We start from the raw sequence: 20,404 nt of genomic DNA on the forward strand, positions 1-20,404 counted from the left end.
GGTTACCGGGGCCGCGCAGCGCGACTGGGTATGGTTGGAGCAGAGAGTAGGTGAGTCAGTGGTTCAGCAACTGAGACCTGTCACACGTCCGCGACTGTACGAAGTGATCGTCGAGCAACTGTGCGCGTACATTGCCGAGAACGAGATGACGCCAGGTGATCGGCTGCCTGCCGAGCGTGACTTGGCCGCCAAGCTAGGGGTCAGTCGGGCCTCGCTGAGTCAGGCATTGGTCGCGCTCGAAGTGCAGGGGGTGTTGTCGGTGCGCCACGGCGACGGGGCGATCCTCGTGCGTCGTCCGACCGAGGAGCGTGCCGTCAAGGCCCTGCGCGAACATGCCGACCGGATCCCCGACATCATCGAAGCCCGCGAAGCGCTCGAGGTGAAATTGGCCGGGTTGGCTGCCGCGCGGCGAAGCGACGCCGAGATGGCCGCGATTGACGCTGCGATCGCCACGATGGAGTCGGAGGTCCAGGCGGGAGAGCGCGGAGTCGTGGGAGACGAGATGTTCCATGAGGCCATCACCACCGCGGCGCATTCCTCACTGCTCGCCAAGCTGATGCACGAGATCTCCGGGTTGATAAGAGAGACCCGCATCGAATCGCTTTCCCAGGAGGACCGTCCGCGATCGTCGCTGGAAGGCCACCGGCGGATCGCCGACGCGGTCCGCAAACAAGACCCGCAAGCGGCGTCGAAGGCGATGGCCGACCACATCCGGATGGTGTCCGACGTGGCCTTGCTGCGCGAGGCCGACTGAGGTTCTAACCAGCCGGCGTGAACTCGATGTGCAGTTCGGTGAGCCCGCGCAGCAGGAAGGTCGGCTCGTAGCTGTAGTGACGATCCTCGGCTGCGCCGTGTTTGGCGTCGCTGATCGCGATCTCACGCATCCGGTCCAGCATCCGGTTCACGGTGATCACGCCCTCGACACGGGCGAGCGGTGCGCCGGCGCAGCTGTGGATACCGCGACCAAAGGCGATGTGTTCGCGAACGTTCTTGCGGTCCAGCCGGAATTCATGCGGAGCTTCGAACTTGGCTGGGTCGCGGTTGGCCGCACCCAGACACAACATCACCACGGTTCCCGCCGTAATGCGAACGCCGCCAAGGTTCGTCGTCTTGCGGGCCAGGCGGAAGTCCACCTTTGTCGGGCTCTGTGTGCGCAGCGACTCCTCGATGAACGGGCCCACCAGCTTCCGATTCTCCCGGACCAACTGCTGGAGGTCCGGCCGTTCGGCGAGCACCTGAACGGCTGAGCCGAGTAGCTTGGTGACGGTCTCCTGGCCCGCCGCGAACAGGAAGGTCGCGGGGCGAACCACCTCGAGCAGTTGCGGTGTGGCGCCGTCGGGATAAGTGGCGGTTGCCATTGTGGTGAGTACGTCGTCGCGCGGCTCGTGTCGCCGCTCGGCGAGGTATGCGCTGAACTTGTCGTCAAGGTACTGCAGCGGATTGAGGCCCACCGGCTCTCCATCCAGTGCGCCGACGCCTCCCTCCGGTTGCCCCGCGCCCAGTGCGCTGCGGATCTCGTCGCGATCCTCGTCGGGTACCCCGAGCAGGTCGGCGATCGCCAAAGTGGCGAACGGCCTTGCGTACTCGGCCAAGAATTCGCAGTGGCCTTCGGTAGAGGCCGGGTCGATGACCTCGTCGAGCTGGCGATCAACCAGCTGCCACATGAAGTCCTCGTTCTCCTTGAGCCGCTTGGGCGTCAACAATTTGGTCAGCAGAGACCGCGCGCGGGTGTGGTCCGGTGGATCCATGACGACGAGGTGCTCGTTGATCGGGAACAGATGGCGGTGCGCCTCGATCAGTTCGGTGATGTCGTCGCCTTCAGGCTTGAACGGCAACGGCGGGAACGGGCCGCCGATCGCATTGACCGCCGAGAAGGCATCGGTGTCCTTGAACGCCGCCAACACCTCCGAGTAGCCCGTCACGGCAACAACTCCGTGGTGCGGCTCGCGGAACACGGGGCCGTGGCTGCGCAGGTAGTCGAGGTAGTCGTATGGGTCTTGCGCGACGTGCGGATCGGAGAAGTAGTCGACGGAGGCGTAATCTGTCATCTTGATCGATCGATCTATTTCAACATGCTGCCTGCGTCGACGGTCAGGGTCAGACCGGTGACATAACGGGCTTCGTCGGAGGCCAGGAACAGCACTGCGTTGCTGATGTCGACAGGTTCGACCCAGCCCACCGGCAGCACGTGCATGAATTGCGCGGCCACCGCGAGGTCGTCTGGCCCGGGATTTTCCAGATCCGGGCGGAACAACTTCATCGTGCCCTCGTTCATGAACATCGGGGTGTTCACGTTCGTAGGGTGCACGGAGTTGACCCGAATCGAATGCTGGCCGAGTTCGACGGCGAAGGTGCGCATCAGGCCGACGACCCCGTGTTTGGCGGCGATGTAGTGGCCGGTGTGCGGGTACGCCTTGAGTCCACCACCGAGCTCGTCAACACAATCGAGCCGCCGCGACCAGCGGAGAGTATATGTGGCACACCGGCTTTGACCGTGTGCCATACGCCGGACAGGTTGACGTCGATCATGTCCTTCCAGTCGTCGGCACTGGTCTTGTCCAGAGTTGCTCCGCCGTTTCCGATGCCGGCATTGGCGACGATGATGTCGAGCCGACCCAATTGTTCGACGCCGCCGTCGACGGCCGCCTTGAGCGCGTCGTAGTCACGCACGTCGACCTCGGCGGTGACGACGCGCCGGTTTTGCGCCTTGACCAGATCGGCGGTCTCGGCGAGGTCGTCAGGGGTGGAAGCGGGGATCTCACTGCTGCGGCTGATCGGCTGGCAGATATCGATGGCGATGATGTCGGCGCCCTCCTGTGCCAGCCTCACCGCGTGGCCGCGACCCTGGCCACGCGCGGCACCTGTGATGAACGCGACCGTGCCGTCGACGCGACCCGTCATACTCCACCTCATCTGTTGATCGATCGATCAACACTTTACATCCGCACCGGAACCTGTCAATCGAGGTCGAGCGCAGCCAAGAACTCCTGGGTGCGGCCACGCGACTGGCTGCGCGTCGCCGCGTCGCCGCCGAGCGGGACGACACGCGCAGCGAGATCGGTGACGCCGACGTCGCGGTATCGCTGTAGACGTGCGAGCACGGTTGATTCATCACCCGCCGCCATGGTGTCGCCGACATCCTCGGCGTCGCCGTGTTCGAGAAGCCGGACGTAGTTGGGAGAGAAGTCGGCGTGACCGAGCACCTCGCTGGCGTACGAGCGGGCGTCGTCGATTTCGTATCGCGAGCACAACGCGACCGGAACTCCTGCGACGACGCGCGTTTCGGACTTTCCCGCCGCGGCCGCGGCTTCGGTGATGCGCGGCACGACGTAGTCGCCGATTGCCCGCTCGTCGGCCATCCACAGAATCGTTCCGCCCGCGCGCTCGCCTGCGATCCGCAGCATGGTCGGGCCGAGCGCGGCGAGAAGCACTGGCATTTCGAAAGTCTCGGTGACATCGATCGGGCTGTGCACCTGGTAGTTGTCGTTGTCCACGTCGACCGCGCCAGGGCCGGCGAACGCGGCGGTCAGCACCTCGAGATAGTCACGCACCAGCCGCGCCGGACGGTCATACGGCAAGCCGAGTTGGTCGGCGATGATCCAGTGGTGCGACGGGCCGAGCCCCAGACTGAACCTGCCGGCGCACGCGACCTGTGTGGTCAGCGCCTGTTGCGCCAGGATCAGCGGATGCCGGGTCTGAATCGGGACGACCGCGGTGCCGATCTCGATCCGCTCGGTGGCCTGGCCGAGAAGCGAGACCGCCGTCAGGGCGTCGAGATAACCGGGCACCTGCGGAAACCAGAACGAGGCGAATCCTTGAGCTTCGGCGGTCTTTCCGTCGTCGAGCAGCCCGGCCAACCGGTCCGCGCGTGCCCGCTCCCTATCGGAGCCGACCATCAAGCCAATCCGCATGCTGCCCTCCTACGGCACATAGCGGTCCCACTCGTAGGGCACCACTGCGTGGAAAGGAGCGGCGAATAGTGGTTCGATGCCGTCCTCGCCCCACCGCTTCTCGAGTGTCGGACGTAGCCGCTCCGCGGTGGCGACCGGATCCTCGTCGAGGAAGCAATACGAGATCGTCTGTCCTGCAGGCGCACTCGCCAGCCTGGCATCGACGGACTGTGAGTCGGCCGACCACACGCCCGCGACACCGTCGACGTCGGTCAGTTCGGCCGCTGACACCGCGTTCGTCTCCAGCAGGAGATAGACGCCGCGAATCGGCCACCACGGCAACACATCGGCACCGGCCTTGATCCGGGTGGCCGCGATCTTGTCGTTCACACGGTAGATCCCGCGTTCAACCGGAGGGAGCAACGGCAGTTTCCGGCCGGCGTTGCCGAGCGCCTTGGACAGGTCCAGGAAGCCCGTCATGCCGCCCGGATCGGTGAAGAAGTACGTCATCACATGGTCGATGGAGTTGTGTGGGTCGTAACTGGCGGCCCGCGCCGACCTGCAGGCGGGCGTCGACACCAGGCGCAGAGAGGCGCGTACGGCGGACAACCGATGCTGCTCCGGGCGATGGTCCAAGGTATGCCAGCGCAGGTACTCCGCGTCCGCGCCTTCGGGATGCCGCGTTGCCATCGAGACGAACAACGTGGTGACATCACCACGGCCGGTGGCAAGAACATCGGGAAGTTCGTCCGACGGCGTGCCGGGTAGCTGCATGGTCACTTGCCTTCCAGACGGAGTTCGGGGTGGCGAGCTTCGATCATTCGCCGAAAGCCGTCGCGCCAGTGCACTTTGGTGCGGCCGAGCACTTCGTGCATGTAGGTGACATCTGGCCATAGAGGCGCGTGTGCATCGGGTGTGTACGCGAAGATCGGTTGCGCTCCGACGAGTTCACCCATGTATGCGCAGTAGTCCTCGACGCTGACCGTCTCGCTGCCCGCCCAATTCACCACGATCGGCGGCGTCGACGCGACCTCCATCGCCCGGATGCCCAACTCGACGTAATCGTCCTCATAGATGGGGTTGTAATTGTTGGGCTTGTCGGGATACAGCCGAATCGGTTTGTGCGCCAGCATCATTTCCAGTCGGTCGGCCGGCGCACCGCCCTCGGGACCATAAGTGGAACAGATCCTGATGATGGTGAGCGGGATCTTGTGCTGGTTCGCGACCCACGTGCACACTGCCTCGGCGGCGATCTTGGAGAAGCTGTAGTTCGCGCGCAGGGGTACCCCCGGCGGATCGGACTCCCGCAACGGTCGCTGACCCCGGTAGCCATACACCGATCCGGTGGAGCAGAACACGAAGCCCTTGGCGGTGCGGCAGTGGTACAGCAGGTCGCCGGATTTCTGGGCGTTGGTGTCCACACACCGCGTCCATTTCCCTGCGCCGACGTCGACGGCAGCATGAAACACGTAGGTGAAGTCGTCAGGAAGCACCGAGAAATCGCCGATGCTCACGTCGAGCGCAACAGGTTTGACGCCGACCGCCGCAAGTCTTTCCCGATCGGCCGGATTCCGCATCCTGGCAGCACCCCAGACCTCATTGCGCTTGGCGAGCGCACGCGCGATCGGAAAAGCGATCTTTCCCGTTGCGCCGGTGATGAGGATCTTCTCCGACTCGAGCATCTACTCAGTCATAGCGCACAGGCGCACAAATGTTAAGTACTTGATATGTTGGCGGGGTGCAGCTGACGTTCGACGTCGAGGTCGAGGAGTTCCGGGCGGAATTCGGCAGATTCCTCGACGCCTACCTTCCGGCCGAGGCCCAGACCGGGGAGAGGTCACGCTCGACGGCGCATGTGCCGGCGTGGGCCCGCGACTGGCAGCGACTGCAGTTCGACCACGGTTGGCTGTTGCCGGGAAACCCGCCCGAGTTCGGCGGCCGCAACGCTGGTGTGCTCCAGCAGTTCGTTCATCGTGAAGAGCTCTCCCGGCGCCGTATCTACCACAGCTTCAACCCGCAGGGCGTCGGCATCATCGCGGCCTCGCTGCTGTCCTTCGGGACCGACGAGCAGAAACAGAAGTGGGCCGTGCCGATCCTGCGGGCGGAAATGACTGCGGCCCTTGGCATGAGCGAACCGGGTGCTGGATCCGATCTGGCCGGACTGGCCACCCGCGCGGTGCTCGACGGCGATGGGTTCGTGGTCAACGGGCAGAAAGTCTGGACATCGGGCGCCCACGACGCCGACGTACTAATGACGTTCGTGCGCACGGATCCCGATGCGCCGAAGCACAAGGGGATCAGCGCGCTGCTGATCCCCACTGACACGCCCGGGGTGGAACGCCGCCCGTTTCCCGCCGTATTCGACCGGGACAGCGTGGATTTCAACGAGGTGTTCTTCACCGACGTGCGTGTGCCTGCACAGAACCTCATCGGTCCACTGGGCGGCGGCTGGAAAGTCGCCAACGGATCGCTCGGTCATGAACGCACGATGATGTGGATGGCGTTCGCCAACCGGATGGAGCAGCTGCTCGAGGACTATCGACCGGCGGGGGCGCTCAACCGCGATCGGTACGCGACGATCGCGATGGACTACCAGGCGCTGCGGCTGCTGGGGTCGGTGGCGCTCGGGCAGGCGGCGCGCGGCGAGCGGGACATCCCCGGCATCTCGGTGTTGAAACTGCTCGGTTCGGAGGCCGAGCAAAACGCATTCGAGCACGCATTGGACGCCGTCGGCGCCGACTGCCTGCGCAGCCCCGCGCTCACCGCGCCGTACAACCCTTACGGCCCAGACCTTTTCACCGGTAGCTGGTTCACCCGTTACATCAGCACCTATGCGGGCACGATTTCGGGCGGCACGTCGGAGATCCAGCGCAACATCATCGCGCAGCGGGTGCTTGGACTCCCCGCGCGCTGACTAGGTTTGTCTCCGGGTGGTGGTAGTGTCGAACACATGTTCGATTCGAGGGTGTTGGCGGTGGTGGATCCGCTGGCTGAGGAGGCCGCCCTGGTCGAGCGGATCGCCTGGTTGGAGGCGGTGAAGTCGGCCGCGGCGGCCGGGCAGGCCCGCGCGGCGGCGGCGTTGGCCGAGGCGCGGCGCGCGGCTGAGGCGGCTGCCGGGGTGCCCGCGGCCAAACAGGGTCGCGGGGTGGCCAGTGAGGTGGCGTTGGCGCGCCGTGAATCGCCGAATCAGGGTGGTCGGTTGTTGGGGTTGGCGACTGCGTTGGTGCACGAGATGCCGCACACCCTGGCCGCCATGGAATGCGGGGCGCTCTCGGAGTGGCGGGCCACGTTGATCGCCCGCGAATCGGCGTGTCTGAGTGTGGCGCATCGGCGGTTGTTGGATGCCGAGATGTGCGCCGAGGTGGCCGGTCTGGCGGGGTGCGGTGATGGGCGCATCAGCGCCAGGGCCAAGGAGATCGCTGCCCGGTTGGATGCGGCGGCGGTGGTCGATCGCGCGGCCAAGGCCGAGGCTGATCGCACCGCGACGATCCGGCCGGCGCCGGACTGCATGGCCTATGTGACGGTGTTGTTGCCGATGCGCCAGGGCGTGGGGATGTGGGCGGCGTTGAAGCGGCAGGCCGATGTCACCGTTGATGAGCGGTCGCGCGGTCAGGTGATGGCCGATACCGCCTATGAGCGCATCACCGGGTGCCCGGCCGAGCAGCCGCAGTCGGTGGCGCTGAATCTGGTGATGACCGACGCGGCGCTATGGGGCGCGGACAACGCACCCGCGGTGGTGGCGGGGTATGGGCCGATTCCGGCGTCGTTGGCCCAGCAGTTGGTCGCTGACGCGGTCACCGAGGCGACGGCGGTGGCCACGTTGCGGCGGCTGTATCGCCATCCCGGCAGTGGGGCGTTGGTGGCGATGGAGTCGCGGGCGCGGTTGTTTCCCAAGGGGTTGGCGGCGTTCATCGGGATCCGGGATCGCACATGTCGCACGCCGTATTGTGATGCCCCGATTCGGCATCGTGATCATGCGACTCCGCGTAACCGGGGTGGCCCGACCAGTGCGCTCAACGGGTTGGGGGAGTGTGAGCGGTGCAACTACGTCAAAGAAACACCGGGCTGGCAGGTGTCGACCAGCGAGGACAACGCCACCCACACCGCTGACTTCGTCACACCCACCGGCGCCGCCTACCGTTCGACCGCGCCACCACTGCCCGGCGCGCCGATGATCACCATCAGCGAACTCGAAGTACGAATCGGCGTCACCCTCACCGACCTCCACGCAGCCTGACGTCTGTCAGCTATTTCCGGCAACCGCAATGGATTTGGTGTCGGTGTAGCCGTCGATACCCTCGCGGCCGAGTTCGCGCCCGTAGCCGCTGGCCTTCACGCCGCCGAAAGGCGCGAAGGGGTCCATGGTGTAGCCCTGGTTGACACCGAAGGTGCCGGTGCGGACGGCGGCGGCGACGGCAAGGCCATGCTCGATGTCGTCCGTCCACACCGAACCCGCGAGCCCGTAGTCGGAGTCGTTGGCGATGGACACCGCTTCGTCCTCGTCGGCGTAAGGGATCACCGTCAGCACCGGGCCGAAGATCTCCTCGCGCGCGATCCGCATCGAGTTGTCGGCATCGGCGAACAGCGTCGGCTTGACGTACCAGCCGCGGTCAAGGCCGTCCGGCATTTCGGGGCCACCGAAGACAAGGCGGGCGCCTTGCTGCCTGCCGCTGTCGATGTAGTCTCGGACGCGTTGCTGCTGACGTTGTGCGACAAGGGGACCCATTTGCGTGGCGCTGTTCGTCGGATCACCAACCGCTATCGAGGCCATCTCGGCGGCGAGCGCGTCGGTGAAGTCGCCGGCCCGACTCGACGGCACCAGGATGCGGGTCAGTGCGTTGCAGATCTGCCCGCTGTTCGACAGGCTGGCCGACCGCACGCCCTTGGCGACGGTGCCGGGATCGGCGTCGTCGAGCACGATCGCGGCGGACTTGCCGCCCAGTTCGAGGCTGACGCGCCGCAGATCCGTCGCGCACGCCGTGGCGACGGCTTTCCCTGCCGCGGTCGAGCCAGTAAACGAAACCTTGTCCACGCCAGAGTGTTTGACCAAGTAATCGCCGATTCGGGCATCGCCGGGCAGCACGCTGACGACACCGTCGGGCAGTCCGGCCTCGGCGATCATCTCGGCGAGCAGCGTTGCGTTGAGCGGCGATTCCGGCGCCGGTTTGACGATCACACTGCAACCCGCCAACAGCGCCGGCATCAGCTTGGTGGCGATCAGGAACTGCGGCATGTTCCACGGCACGATCGCCCCGACGACGCCTACGGGCTCGCGTCGGATGTGGATGTCGGCCCCGTACAATCCCGGCCGCGCCTCGTACCAGGGGTAGGACTCGGCGACATCGCAGAACGCGGTCATCATCATCGCGGGCAACCCGACCTGCGCGCGCTGCGAGAAACTGATCGGAGCGCCGATCTCGGAGGTGATCACGTCGGCCATCTCAGACCGGCGTTCGCTATATACCTTCGCGAGCTTGCGCACCGCGTCGATCCGCTCGGCGGCCTCCTGCCGCGGCCACGGCCCGGTGTCGAACGCCGCCCGCGCGGCCTCGACGGCCGCATCCACATCGCTGGGTCCTGCGGCCGCGACCTGCGCCACCGGTTCCTCCGAGTGGGGCGAGATCACCTCGATGCGCCGGTCGGTGCTCGGCTTTGTCCAAATACCGCCGATGAACAGCTCGTCTCGACGCACGAGAGGGCCTCCTTCCGAACAGGACGACGGCAATATCAACTACTTGTCATTGCTGTCGACAGCATATACCGTCGGCGCTATGGCTCGTTTCCCGAAACCACCCGAAGGCAGCTGGACCCAGCACTACCCGCAGCTGGGAACCGAACCGGTGTCCTACGAGGATTCGATCAGCCCCGAGTTCTACGAACTCGAACGCAAGGCGGTGTTCAAACGCGCGTGGCTGAATGTTGGTCGGACCGAACAGCTTGCGCGCAAGGGCAGTTACTTCACCAAGGAATTGAAGGTCGTCAACACGTCGATCATCGTGGTGCGCACGACGGCAGGCGAGATCAAGGCCTACCACAACATCTGCAGGCACCGCGGTAACAAACTGGTATGGAACGACATGCCACTCGAGGAGACCAGCGGCGTCTGCCGGCAGTTCACCTGTAAGTACCACGCATGGCGCTACGATCTCGACGGGAACCTGACGTTCGTTCAGCAGGAGCAGGAGTTCTTCGACCTCGACAAGGCCCGCTACGGACTGGTCGGTGTGCACTGTGAGGTCTGGGAAGGCTTCATTTTCGTCAACTTCGCTGACGAACCGGAGCAGAGTCTGCGCGACTTCCTCGGCCCGATGATCACCGGCCTGGAGGGTTATCCTTTCGGCCAGATGACGTCGCGGTTCTACTACCGCTCTGAGGTCAAGGCGAACTGGAAGCTGTACATGGACGCGTTCCAGGAGTTCTATCACGCACCCGTACTGCATGCGAACCAGTCGCCCGCCAAGTACTCGAAGGCCGCGGCGGAGGCCGGATTCGAGGCGCCGCACTACCGCATCGACGGACCGCACCGGTTGGTCAGCACGTCGGGAATCCGTGCGTGGGAGATGGACTCCGAGATGCGCAAGCCGATCGAGGACATCTGCCAGAGCGGCTTGTTCGGGCCGTGGGACAAGCCCGACCTCGGCGAGATGCCGGCCGGGTTGAACCCCGCGAAATGCGATCCGTGGGGCCTTGATTCGTTCCAGCTGTTCCCCAACTTCGTGATCCTGATCTGGGGGCAGGGCTGGTACCTGACCTACCATTACTGGCCGACGTCGTACAACTCGCACATCTTCGAAGGAAGCGCGTACTTCGCGCAGCCGCGCACGCCAAGGGAGCGGATCGCACAGGAACTTGCCGCGGTCTCTTTCAAGGAGTACAGCCTTCAGGACGCGAACACCCTGGAGGCCACACAGACAATGGTCGAGTCGCAGGCCGTCGACAGGTTCCTGCTCTGCGACCAGGAGGTGCTGATCCGCCACCTTCACAAGGAGACCGCGGCGTGGGTGGACGATTACCAGCGAAAGGCGGTGGAGGTATGACCGCGATGTTGCCCGCTGAATTCGCCGATCTGCAGCCATATTCGGAGTGGTGCCTGGCCAGTGAGCCCGAGCGTTACGCCAAGCGGTTGGCCAGTTCGATGGAGCAGATGCAAGCGTTCTACGACGCAATCACTCCGCGGGCCGAGGAGGCGATCGCCTTCTGCGACAAGTTCCCCCTTGATGACATGCCCGACGACGTGCTCAACCTCATGCACCTGCTGTATTCGATGATCATGGTGTCTTTCCCCGTCGAGTGCTGGAAGCAACCGCGGGTGCCGGATTCCGGCGCTGCGGCCATGGACTGCCTGTCAGAACCCGTCCCATGAGCACCACCGTTCTGCACGCCGCGCGGTGGGCGGACGTCGACGCCGGTGAGGTTTGTTCGCCTGCTTTGGTGGTAGTCGATGGGGAACGGATCCAGGCGGTCAATCCCGTTGAGCTACCGCACGATTCGATCGACATCGACCTAGGCGACGTAACATTGCTGCCGGGGTTGATGGACATGGAACTCAACCTGCTGATCGGGGGACCGGGTGGCCCGGAAGGGCTGCCCAATCCCATGCACGGCGTTCAGGACGATCCCGCGTACCGGACGCTGCGTGGCGCGGTGAACGCACGAACCACGCTCGATGCCGGTTTCACTACCGTGCGCAACCTCGGGTTGATGGTGAAGACCGGCGGATATCTGCTCGACGTCGCACTGATGCGCGCCATCGACCAGGGCTGGCACGTCGGGCCCCGCATCTATCCGGCCGGGCACGCGGTCACCCCGTACGGCGGGCACCTGGACCCGACGGTGTTTCAACGGCTGGCGCCGGGCATCATGCCGCTGTCGGTGGCCGAGGGCATCGCCAACGGCGTCGACGATGTCCGGGCATGTGTGCGGTATCAGATCCGCCACGGCGCCAAGCTGATCAAGGTGTCCGCGTCAGGCGGCGTGATGTCGCACAGCACCGCTCCCGGGGCGCAGCAGTACTCCGACGACGAGTTCGCTGCAATCGCCGACGAGGCGCACAGGGCCGGCGTCCGGGTGGCCGCGCATGCCGTCGGGGACAACGCGATACGAGCGTGCATCCGCGCTGGCATCGACTGTGTCGAGCACGGCTTCCTTGCGACGGACGAGACGATCCAGATGATGGTCGACCACGGCACGTTCCTGGTGTCCACCACCTATCTGACCGAATCGATGGCCGTCGACCGCATCGCGCCCGAATTGCGCAAGAAGGCCGAGGAGGTGTTTCCACGTGCGCAATCCATGCTGCCCAAGGCGATCGCGGCAGGTGTGCGGATCGCATGCGGAACCGACGCCCCGGCGATCCCGCACGGGCAGAACGCCAAGGAATTGTGCGCGTTGGTGGACCGGGGGATGACGCCGATGGAAGCGATGAGGGCCGCAACGGTCACCAGCGCGGAGCTGATCGAGGCAGACAACGAATTGGGCCGTCTCGCGCCGGGATATCTCGCCGACATCATCGCCGTGCCCGGTGACCCTTCGCGCGATATCGCGACCACACTCGACGTGCGGTTCGTGATGAAGAGCGGCCAGATTTACAAGCGCTGACGTCGAGGAGGCGAGCGTGGAACAACGAGACAATATTCTCTGGCTGCTCAAGCAGGCCTGGTACTTCTCGCTGACGACGGTCAACGATGCGGTCAGCGAGCACGGCGTCAGCACCGCGCAGATCGGCATGCTTCGTCAACTCGCGACGGAGCCCGGGTTGTCCGGTGCGGACTTGGCGCGTCGGCTACTGATCAGCCCGCAAGGTGTCCAACTGGCGCTCAAGGAGTTGGAGCGCCGCGGGCTCGTCGAGCGCAAACAGGACCCGCAACACGGCCGGATTCTGCAGGCGTTCCTGACCGATCAGGGGCGCAGGGTTGCCGAGGCCGTAGTCAGCGACGCAATTGCCGCCAACGACAAGGTCTTCGGCGTGTTGAGCGACGAGGAGCAGGAAACGCTTCGTGAGCTGCTCGGCCGCGTCATCGAGCAGGGCACTGGGCACAAACTGCACACCGACCACATCGGCCCCGATGTAGCAAGTAGTTGATATTAATGACAAGTACTTGATAATGTTGCCATTGATGAGCGAAGACACCGAGAAGGTCGTCATCGAATTGAACCGGGGAACGACGACCGCCGCCTACCGGGCCGGTGACACGCTGCTGCAGACAGCTCGTATCGCCGGCTTGCAGGCGCCGTATTCGTGTGAAACCGGTTCCTGCGGAACGTGTATGGCGCGAGTTGTCGAAGGCAGCGCCCGAATGGTGAACAACGACGCGCTCGAAGACGACGAGGTGGCCGAGGGCTGGGTGCTGACCTGTCAGGCGCTGCCGACCAGCCGCACTGTTCGAGTGGTCTACGAATAGGAGGCACCAGATGAGTCGCGTTGCGGTGGTCACCGGCGGTGCGTCTGGCATGGGCGAGGCAACCTGCCATGAGCTGGGCAGGCGCGGCCACAGGGTTGCGGTATTGGATATCGACGAGCGAGCCGCACAACGCGTTTCAGGAGAACTTCGCGCCGAAGGCGTGACCGCGCTTGCGGTCGCGGTCGACGTCAGTGACCGCGCCGCGGTCGAGGAGGCTTTCGCCAAGGTGCGCAGCGAACTCGGCCCGGTGCACGTGCTGGTGACCAGCGCGGGCCTTGTCGACTTCGCGCCGTTCACCGAGATCACGCCCGAGTCATGGGACCGCCTCATCGCGGTCAACCTGACCGGCACCTTCCACTGCTGTCAGGTCGCGGTCCCGGACATGATCGACGCCGGTTGGGGCCGCATCGTGATGATCTCGTCGTCGAGCGCCCAGCGAGGCTCGCCGAAGATGGCGCATTACGCGGCGTCCAAGGGTGCGCTGCTGTCCCTGACGAAATCGCTTGCCCGCGAGTATGGCCCGCTGGGTATCACCGTCAACAACATCCCCCCATCGGCGATCGAGACGCCGATGCAGCATCAGTCGCAGGCCGCCGGACACCTGCCGTCCAACGAACAGATGGCGGCAAGTGTGCCGGTCGGCCACCTGGGCACCGGTGAGGACATCGCCGCAGCGGTCGGATTCTTGTGTTCCGAGCAGGCCGGCTTCATCACCGGTCAGGTCTTGGGTGTCAACGGCGGAGCGGTGCTGTGAGAGGAGGACCGGATGGGGCGCTGGCCTAAACCGGCGGAGGGAAGCTGGACCGAGCATCACCCGGAACTCGGGACCGGCCCGGTCTCGTTTCGGGACTCGACGTCGCCGGAGTTCTACGAACTCGAACGGGAGGCCATTTTCAAGCGGGCGTGGCTCAATGTTGGTCGGGTAGAGGAGCTTCCGCGGCTCGGCAGCTATTTCACCAAGGAGATCTCCGCCGCGAAGACATCGGTGATCGTGGTCAAGGGCAAGGACCAGACAGTCCGTGCGTTTTACAACGTCTGCAGGCACCGCGGAAACAAGCTGGTATGGAATGACTTCCCGAACGAGGAGGTCAGTGGCACCTGCCGGCAGTTCACGTGCAAGTACCACGGTTGGCGTTACGGCCTCGATGGCGCGCTGACGTTTGTGCAGCAGCCTGACGAGTTCTTCGATCTCGACACCGAGCAGTATGGCCTGCGCCCGGTGCACTGCGACGTCTGGAACGGCTTCATCTTCATCAACCTCGATCCCGCACCGAAGCAGAGTTTGCGCGAGTTCCTCGGACCGATGATCACCGCGCTGGACGACTATCCGTTCGAATTGATGACCGAGCGTTACGATTTCGTCGCTCACAACAACTCGAACTGGAAGATCTTCGCCGACGCGTTCCAGGAGTACTACCACGTACCGTCGCTGCACTCGCAACAGGTGCCGTCGGCCGTCCGGCAGCCCAATGCGACCTTCGAGTGCGGGCACTTCCAGATCGACGGCCCACACCGGTTGGTGTCAACGGCGGGCACCCGCAGATGGCTGCTCGACCCGGAGTACATGTACCCCGTTGAAAGGGCCACCCGCAGCGGCCTCGTCGGCCCGTGGCGTACGCCGGAGACACACCAGTCGGCGGGCCTCAATCCCGGAGGCATCGAGCCATGGGGCATCACGAACTTTCAGATCTTCCCCAATCTCGAGATCCTCATCTACCACGGCTGGTACCTGCTGTACCGGTACTGGCCGACGTCGCACAACACGCACAAGTTCGAGGCGTACAACGCATTTCATCCTGCCCGCACCGTCCGCGAGCGCATCGAACACGAGGTTGCCTCGGTGGTGCTCAAGGAGTTCGCACTGCAGGATGCGGGCATGTTGGGCGGCACGCAGGCGGCGCTCGAGTACGGCCTGGACGAACCGATAGTCGACGGCTTCCCGCTCAATGACCAGGAGATCCTGGTGCGCCACCTGCACAAGGTGGCCGTCGACTGGGTCGCGGAATACCAGCGTGAGCGCAGGCCGGTGGAGGTGTGACCATGTCCGACAAACGTCTGCCCAGTGCCTTCGGCGAACTCGAACGGTTCGCCGACAAGTGGTGTCTGCCAACCGAACCCGAGCGATGGGCGGCTCGGCTGGGCACACCGATGCCCGAGCTGCACGAGTTCTATGACACATTCACGCCGCGATTCGAGGACGCGATCGACTACTGCGACAAGTTCCCGCTCGACGACCTGCCCGACGACGTGCTGAACCTGTTGCATCTCATCTACTCGATGGTCATGGTTTCGATGGCCATCGAGGTGTTCGGCACCCAGGAGCCGACCGACTCGGCGGATGCCGTCATCGATCGCATCGGGGCGCCGATACCGTGAGCGTGCTGACCATCAACAAACTCACCGAGTCGGTCGGTGCCGAAGTCGTCGGCGTCGACGCCGATCGGCTCACAACCGATGACCTACTCGGCGGGGCGGTGCTCGATGCCCTCGAACAGAACGGCGTGCTGGTCTTTCCGCGGCTCGGGCTGGATCCCCAAGCGCAGGTTGCCTTCAGCCGTCGGCTGGGCGAAATCGATCATTCGTCCGACGGACACCACCCGGTGGCGGGCATCTACCCCGTCACACTGGACACGTCGAAGAACGCGTCGGCGGCGTATCTGCGCGCAACCTTCGACTGGCACATCGACGGCTGCACACCGATGAACGATGAGGTGCCTCAGAAGGCGACGGTGTTGTCGGCATTCCAAGTCGCCGAGCGTGGCGGCGAGACCGAGTTCGCCAGCACTTACCGGGCGTATGACGAACTGGCCGAAGACGAGAAGGCGCGCCTGGCCACGTTGCGGGTCGTCCATTCGCTTGAAGCGTCTCAGCGCCGGGTCAACGCTGATCCGACCGCGGATAAACTGGCGCGCTGGCGGGCGCGGCCCACGCATGAGCACCCGCTGGTGTGGACGCATCGCAGCGGGCGCAGGTCGCTTGTGCTGGGAGCGTCGGCCGACTACATCGCCGGCATGGACCGGGACGAGGGTAGAGCGCTGCTGGCGCAGTTGCTCGATCGCGCAACGACTCCGGAGAAGGTCTATCGCCACGCTTGGTCGGTGGGCGACACCGTCATCTGGGACAACCGCGGTGTGCTGCACAGGGCCGCGCCGTATGCACCGGACTCCGAGCGGGAGATGCTGCGTACCACCGTGTTGGGGGATGAACCCATTCAGTGAGGGCAGGCGAGGCCCTCTCGTTGACGACGACGAGCCACTATGGAAATCTAATACCCACATATGAGAATCACGTTCTCGCATGCCGAGATCGTTGAAACGGAGCAAGCATGGCGGAAGACCTGACCGCGGTCGACTTCTTCCGGGACAGCCGTCTGACGGATGACCCGTACCCGTTCTACGAGGCACTCCGCGACAAGTGCCCGGTCACCCGCGAGGATCACTACGGCGTGACCATGGTGACGGGCTGGCAAGAGGCCGTCGATGTCTACAACGACGAGAAGACGTTCTCGTCGTGCATCTCGGTGACCGGACCTTTCCCCGGATTTCCGGTGCCGCTGGACGGCGACGATGTGACCGAACTGATCGAGAAGCACCGCGACGAGATCCCGTTCAGCGACCAGCTACCGACGCTTGACCCACCGACGCACACCAACCACCGCGCACTGCTGATGCGGCTGATCACACCCAAGCGCCTCAAGGAGAACGAGGACGCGATGTGGCAGATCGCCGACGACATGCTCGAGGATTTCCTGGCACCCGGCGAAGGCGAGTTCATCAAGGGCTTCGCGGGGCCATTCACGCTGCGAGTCATCGCGGACCTGCTCGGGGTTCCCGAGGAGGACCGCGCCGAGCTGATCGAGCGGCTGGCGCGCGGCACGCACGGCGGTGGGCTTGGCAACGCGGACAAGACGCTGACGAAGACGCCGCTGGAATACCTCTACGAAGTGTTCGCGCAATATGTGGAGGACCGTCGTCGTGAACCGCGGGACGACGTGTTGACCGGGTTGGCGACGGCCTCGTTCCGCGACGGGTCCGTGCCCGAGGTGGACGACGTCGTGCGGGTGGCCACCAACGTGTTCTCGGCCGGACAGGAAACGACCGTGCGGCTGCTCGGCACCGCACTGAAGGTGATCGGCGACCGTCCGGACGTTCAGCGGAAATTGCGTGACGACCGCAGTCTGCTGCCGAACTTCATCGAGGAATGCCTGCGCATCGAGAGCCCGGTGAAGGGCGACTTCCGATTGTCGCGTGTCCCAACGACTATCGGCGATCAGGCGCTTGCCGCCGGTTGCACGGTGATGGTGATCAACGGCGCCGCCAACCGCGATCCGCGTCGTTTCGAGGATCCGGACACCTTCGACGCCGAGCGCAAGAACGCGCGTCAGCATCTGGCGTTCGGCCGCGGAATCCACAGCTGCCCGGGTGCCCCGCTGGCGCGCGCCGAGACACGGGTCGGGCTCGAGCGCCTGCTGGATCGCACCACCGATATCCGGATCAGCCAGAAGCATCACGGGCCGGCATCCGACCGCCGCTACCAATACATTCCGACCTACATCCTGCGCGGCCTCACCGAGCTGCATCTGGAGTTCGATCTCACATGAAAGTCACTGTGGACGAGGACCGCTGCCGCGGCCATGGCATGTGCTTGACGCTGTGCCCGGAGGTGTTCCACATGCACGACGACGGGTACGCCTTCGCCGATCCATCCGAGGTGCCCGCCGGCCTGGAGGACGGTGCCAAGGACGCGATCGCCAACTGTCCAGAGCAGGCAATCAGCGAAATCAGCGATTGATCAAGGAGATTCCGTGCCCAAGGGTTACATCATCATCACCGAGGACGTGAAGGATCCGGCCGGTATGGCCGAGTACGCCAAGTTGGCGGGCAAGGCGATGGCAGGCTCGACGTTGCTGTCGTTCGACCCCAAACCCGAAGTGCTGGAGGGCGACTGGCACGGCACACAGACCGTGCTGCTGGAATTCGAGTCGGTCGAGGCGGCCCGCGAGTGGTACAACTCCGACGCCTACCAAGAGGCGGCCAAGCTGCGTCAGGCGGCGGCCGACTGCAACGGCGTGATTGTTTCGGGGCTGGGGTAGGAGCGAGAACAGAAATCCCCGAACGCACCAAACATCGACAATTGACCATCTCCTGACCGCTGGGCTCTAGTGATCAGCCGGGCATCGTGGCACGGTGGGGCTAGGGGACCGAGTTCGGTCCGACATAGGAGTCATCATGACGCTCACTCGCCGGGACATCACCCCGCTCGTCAGCACAGTGCTGGCGGTACTAGCGCTCGGTATGGCCACCGCCGGCAAAGTCGCCGCCGACCCGACTTATGACGCGAATGACACTGCATTCCTCCACAAGCTCTTCGACGACGGGATGGATTTCGGAGGCCGGGAGCTGACTGTGAAAAAAGCCCGCCAGGTCTGTGACGATCTTCGCGCCGGCGTGTCCCCGGCCGAGGTCCACGACTCGTTGATGAACGGCTCCACTTCGCGTGAGGGTTCCGCGTTCTCAGCGCGCCAGGCCTCGATCTTCATGGCTGACGCGGTCCAATTCTACTGTCCCTGAAACGCCGACTCGTTCGTCAGCCACGGCGGCAGTGAGCCGTGAACGCTGGCGATTATGATCGGCGTCTCTCAACATCGTGCGGCCCGAAACTGCAGTGCGCGAAGACGAATCGCATCACTCGTCAGATATCGAGATGGCCTGCCGCGGGCACTGCCGGACCGCCTCGCGGATCTGCTGCTCGTTCTCTGGGGTCACTTCGTCTTGCAGGATGTGCAGGTAGTCCTCGTCGTCCAGGTCGAACACCTCGGGGATGATGCCCATGCACACCCCGTTGCTTTCGCACAAGCCGAAGTCGACCACGACCTTTTGCGTCACTTCAACACCTTCACCGGCACGTTGTGATAACCCGCGACGTTCTGCATCGTGACTCGTTGCAGCCCGTCGAAATCGACCTCATAGCGCGGCATGAAGTCGAGCAGGTGCTCCAGTGCAATCGTGGTCTCGAGGCGGGCCAGCGCCGCGCCGAGACAACTGTGGATGCCGTACCCGAGGCCGAGGTTCTGCGCCTGCGTCTTGTCCCTGGTGATGTCGAATGTCTCGGCGTTGTCGAATGCACGCGGGTCGCGGTTGGCCGCCGCCTTCATCAGGAACACCGGCTTGCCCGCTGGCACGGTGCCGCTGGGTACATGGGCTTCCTTCAGCGTGTAGCGCACGTTGTACTGCACCGGCCCGACGTAACGCAGCAGTTCCTCCACGGCGTCCGGCACCTTGCTGCGATCGTCGATCAGCATCTGCCACTGTTCCGGATGCCTGGCGAACTCGACGACCGCGCTGCCGACCAACTTGGTGACGGTCTCGGCGCCTGCCCCGCCCAACAGCGTGGTGAAACCGGTGATCTCGATGTCGTCGAGCTTGCGCAGATTGCCTTCGTCGTCGGGAATCTCGGCGGCGATCAAGCGGCTGATCATGTCGTCTTGCGGGTTCTGCCGCCGATCCTGAACCAGGCTGTAGTAGTACATCGCCGAGTCGATGTTGGCCTTCATGTTCTTCTCGGACAATTCGATCTGGCCGGGTTCGCGCTCCAGGCTGGTGTCGATCCAGTGCCGGACCTGCTGCCGGAAATCTTCGGGAACCCCTGCCATCCGGGTGATCACCTCGACCGGGAACGGGCCCGAAAAGTCCTGAACGACGTCGAAGTTGTCGGGATCCACCTTGTTCAGATAGTGCTCTACGAGTTCGACGATGCTGTCGCGCTGGGATTGGATGGCGCGCGGCGTGAACGCCTTGTTCAGAAGGCTGCGCATGTGCCGGTGATCGGGTGGGTCCATGAAGATGATCGACTTCTGCGGCACCTCGCCGGTGCGCACCATGCCGAGGTCACATCCGCGGGACGACGAGAACGCTTCGTAGTCCTTCAGCGCCGCCGCCACATCCGCGTGCCGCGTCAGCGCATAGAAGTCCTCGTCGTCGTCGTAGTAGATGGGTGCCTCGTCCCGCATCCGTTTGTAGATCTCGTAGGGGTTTTCGAAGTACTCCTGCGCGACGGGATTGAACTTCAGTTTCGGCTTTGTCACGGGCTCCTCCTTCGCGGCGGGCTGATGGC

22 protein-coding genes and 2 pseudogenes are annotated in these 20,404 nt (G+C 64.4%); 16 read left to right on the plus strand and 8 right to left on the minus strand.

Annotation, left to right across the window (positions count from 1 at the left end; genetic code table 11):
* Window positions 1-58: 58 nt before the first annotated feature.
* On the plus strand, window positions 59-754 hold the full coding sequence (locus ACGFK1_RS17820) for a FadR/GntR family transcriptional regulator (RefSeq protein ID WP_393431701.1): 696 nt from the start codon (window positions 59-61) through the stop codon (window positions 752-754).
* Window positions 755-758: 4 nt separating this feature from the next.
* On the opposite strand, the gene ACGFK1_RS17825 is transcribed toward ACGFK1_RS17820, so the two are convergent.
* The 5 genes and pseudogenes from ACGFK1_RS17825 to ACGFK1_RS17845 all read right to left on the minus strand — a co-directional run bounded on the left by ACGFK1_RS17825 (window position 759) and on the right by ACGFK1_RS17845 (window position 5,572).
* Complete coding sequence (locus ACGFK1_RS17825; protein ID WP_393431704.1) at window positions 759-2,048, minus strand: cytochrome P450; 1,290 nt, start codon at window positions 2,046-2,048, stop codon at window positions 759-761.
* A gap of 14 nt (window positions 2,049-2,062) precedes the next feature.
* Window positions 2,063-2,901 (minus strand): annotated as a pseudogene (locus tag ACGFK1_RS17830) (mycofactocin-coupled SDR family oxidoreductase).
* A gap of 56 nt (window positions 2,902-2,957) precedes the next feature.
* Window positions 2,958-3,911: an LLM class F420-dependent oxidoreductase gene (locus ACGFK1_RS17835; protein ID WP_393431707.1), complete on the minus strand. Its 954-nt coding sequence runs from the start codon at window positions 3,909-3,911 to the stop codon at window positions 2,958-2,960.
* 9 nt (window positions 3,912-3,920) lie between these two features.
* The gene (locus tag ACGFK1_RS17840; protein ID WP_393431710.1) at window positions 3,921-4,664 is read right to left on the minus strand and encodes a hypothetical protein; all 744 of its coding nucleotides are present in this window, start codon (window positions 4,662-4,664) and stop codon (window positions 3,921-3,923) included.
* 2 nt (window positions 4,665-4,666) lie between these two features.
* Window positions 4,667-5,572, minus strand: coding sequence for an NAD-dependent epimerase/dehydratase family protein (locus ACGFK1_RS17845; protein ID WP_393431712.1), 906 nt, complete (start codon window positions 5,570-5,572; stop codon window positions 4,667-4,669).
* Between the two features lie 56 nt (window positions 5,573-5,628).
* Here ACGFK1_RS17845 and ACGFK1_RS17850 point away from each other — a divergent pair, with 56 nt between their 5' ends.
* Entirely contained in the window at window positions 5,629-6,804 is a 1,176-nt protein-coding gene (locus tag ACGFK1_RS17850; RefSeq protein WP_393431715.1) for an acyl-CoA dehydrogenase family protein, read from the plus strand.
* Window positions 6,805-6,840: 36 nt separating this feature from the next.
* Window positions 6,841-8,127: an HNH endonuclease gene (locus ACGFK1_RS17855; RefSeq protein ID WP_393431718.1), complete on the plus strand. Its 1,287-nt coding sequence runs from the start codon at window positions 6,841-6,843 to the stop codon at window positions 8,125-8,127.
* 6 nt (window positions 8,128-8,133) lie between these two features.
* Here the strand turns inward: ACGFK1_RS17855 and ACGFK1_RS17860 are convergent, their stop codons facing one another.
* A complete protein-coding gene (locus tag ACGFK1_RS17860; protein ID WP_393431720.1) occupies window positions 8,134-9,582 on the minus strand; it encodes an aldehyde dehydrogenase in 1,449 nt (482 codons plus the stop codon).
* 79 nt (window positions 9,583-9,661) lie between these two features.
* Here ACGFK1_RS17860 and ACGFK1_RS17865 point away from each other — a divergent pair, with 79 nt between their 5' ends.
* The 13 genes and pseudogenes from ACGFK1_RS17865 to ACGFK1_RS17925 all read left to right on the plus strand — a co-directional run bounded on the left by ACGFK1_RS17865 (window position 9,662) and on the right by ACGFK1_RS17925 (window position 18,861).
* Window positions 9,662-10,927: an aromatic ring-hydroxylating dioxygenase subunit alpha gene (locus tag ACGFK1_RS17865; protein WP_393431722.1), complete on the plus strand. Its 1,266-nt coding sequence runs from the start codon at window positions 9,662-9,664 to the stop codon at window positions 10,925-10,927.
* On the plus strand, window positions 10,924-11,253 hold the full coding sequence (locus ACGFK1_RS17870; RefSeq protein ID WP_393431724.1) for a hypothetical protein: 330 nt from the start codon (window positions 10,924-10,926) through the stop codon (window positions 11,251-11,253). Before ACGFK1_RS17865 ends, ACGFK1_RS17870 begins: the two co-directional genes overlap by 4 nt.
* Entirely contained in the window at window positions 11,250-12,488 is a 1,239-nt protein-coding gene (locus ACGFK1_RS17875; protein WP_393431726.1) for an amidohydrolase family protein, read from the plus strand. The genes ACGFK1_RS17870 and ACGFK1_RS17875 overlap by 4 nt, the downstream gene beginning before the upstream one ends.
* A 16-nt stretch (window positions 12,489-12,504) precedes the next feature.
* Window positions 12,505-12,972, plus strand: a complete 468-nt coding sequence (locus tag ACGFK1_RS17880) for a MarR family winged helix-turn-helix transcriptional regulator (RefSeq protein ID WP_393431729.1) — start codon at window positions 12,505-12,507, stop codon at window positions 12,970-12,972.
* Between the two features lie 46 nt (window positions 12,973-13,018).
* Window positions 13,019-13,291 (plus strand): annotated as a pseudogene (locus tag ACGFK1_RS17885) (2Fe-2S iron-sulfur cluster-binding protein); the annotation flags it as partial.
* A gap of 10 nt (window positions 13,292-13,301) precedes the next feature.
* Complete coding sequence (locus tag ACGFK1_RS17890) at window positions 13,302-14,045, plus strand: SDR family NAD(P)-dependent oxidoreductase (protein ID WP_393431732.1); 744 nt, start codon at window positions 13,302-13,304, stop codon at window positions 14,043-14,045.
* 12 nt (window positions 14,046-14,057) lie between these two features.
* Window positions 14,058-15,329, plus strand: a complete 1,272-nt coding sequence (locus ACGFK1_RS17895; protein WP_393431735.1) for an aromatic ring-hydroxylating dioxygenase subunit alpha — start codon at window positions 14,058-14,060, stop codon at window positions 15,327-15,329.
* Between the two features lie 2 nt (window positions 15,330-15,331).
* Window positions 15,332-15,667, plus strand: a complete 336-nt coding sequence (locus ACGFK1_RS17900; protein WP_393431737.1) for a hypothetical protein — start codon at window positions 15,332-15,334, stop codon at window positions 15,665-15,667.
* Window positions 15,664-16,509, plus strand: coding sequence for a TauD/TfdA dioxygenase family protein (locus ACGFK1_RS17905; RefSeq protein ID WP_393431740.1), 846 nt, complete (start codon window positions 15,664-15,666; stop codon window positions 16,507-16,509). The genes ACGFK1_RS17900 and ACGFK1_RS17905 overlap by 4 nt, the downstream gene beginning before the upstream one ends.
* A gap of 107 nt (window positions 16,510-16,616) precedes the next feature.
* Entirely contained in the window at window positions 16,617-17,891 is a 1,275-nt protein-coding gene (locus ACGFK1_RS17910; protein WP_393431743.1) for a cytochrome P450, read from the plus strand.
* Window positions 17,888-18,082: a ferredoxin gene (locus ACGFK1_RS17915; protein ID WP_393431745.1), complete on the plus strand. Its 195-nt coding sequence runs from the start codon at window positions 17,888-17,890 to the stop codon at window positions 18,080-18,082. The genes ACGFK1_RS17910 and ACGFK1_RS17915 overlap by 4 nt, the downstream gene beginning before the upstream one ends.
* 13 nt (window positions 18,083-18,095) lie before the next feature.
* Window positions 18,096-18,383, plus strand: coding sequence for a DUF1330 domain-containing protein (locus tag ACGFK1_RS17920; RefSeq protein WP_393431748.1), 288 nt, complete (start codon window positions 18,096-18,098; stop codon window positions 18,381-18,383).
* Window positions 18,384-18,519: 136 nt separating this feature from the next.
* Window positions 18,520-18,861 (plus strand): DUF732 domain-containing protein, encoded by a 342-nt coding sequence (locus tag ACGFK1_RS17925; protein WP_393431751.1) that lies wholly within the window; start codon window positions 18,520-18,522, stop codon window positions 18,859-18,861.
* A 114-nt stretch (window positions 18,862-18,975) separates the two neighbouring features.
* Here the strand turns inward: ACGFK1_RS17925 and ACGFK1_RS17930 are convergent, their stop codons facing one another.
* Window positions 18,976-19,176, minus strand: a complete 201-nt coding sequence (locus ACGFK1_RS17930) for a ferredoxin (protein WP_393431753.1) — start codon at window positions 19,174-19,176, stop codon at window positions 18,976-18,978.
* The gene (locus tag ACGFK1_RS17935) at window positions 19,173-20,375 is read right to left on the minus strand and encodes a cytochrome P450 (RefSeq protein WP_393431756.1); all 1,203 of its coding nucleotides are present in this window, start codon (window positions 20,373-20,375) and stop codon (window positions 19,173-19,175) included. Before ACGFK1_RS17935 ends, ACGFK1_RS17930 begins: the two co-directional genes overlap by 4 nt.
* Window positions 20,376-20,404 lie beyond the last annotated feature (29 nt).

Source organism: Mycobacterium sp. NPDC048908 (assembly GCF_043197955.1).
In the GTDB taxonomy this organism is placed as follows: domain Bacteria; phylum Actinomycetota; class Actinomycetes; order Mycobacteriales; family Mycobacteriaceae; genus Mycobacterium.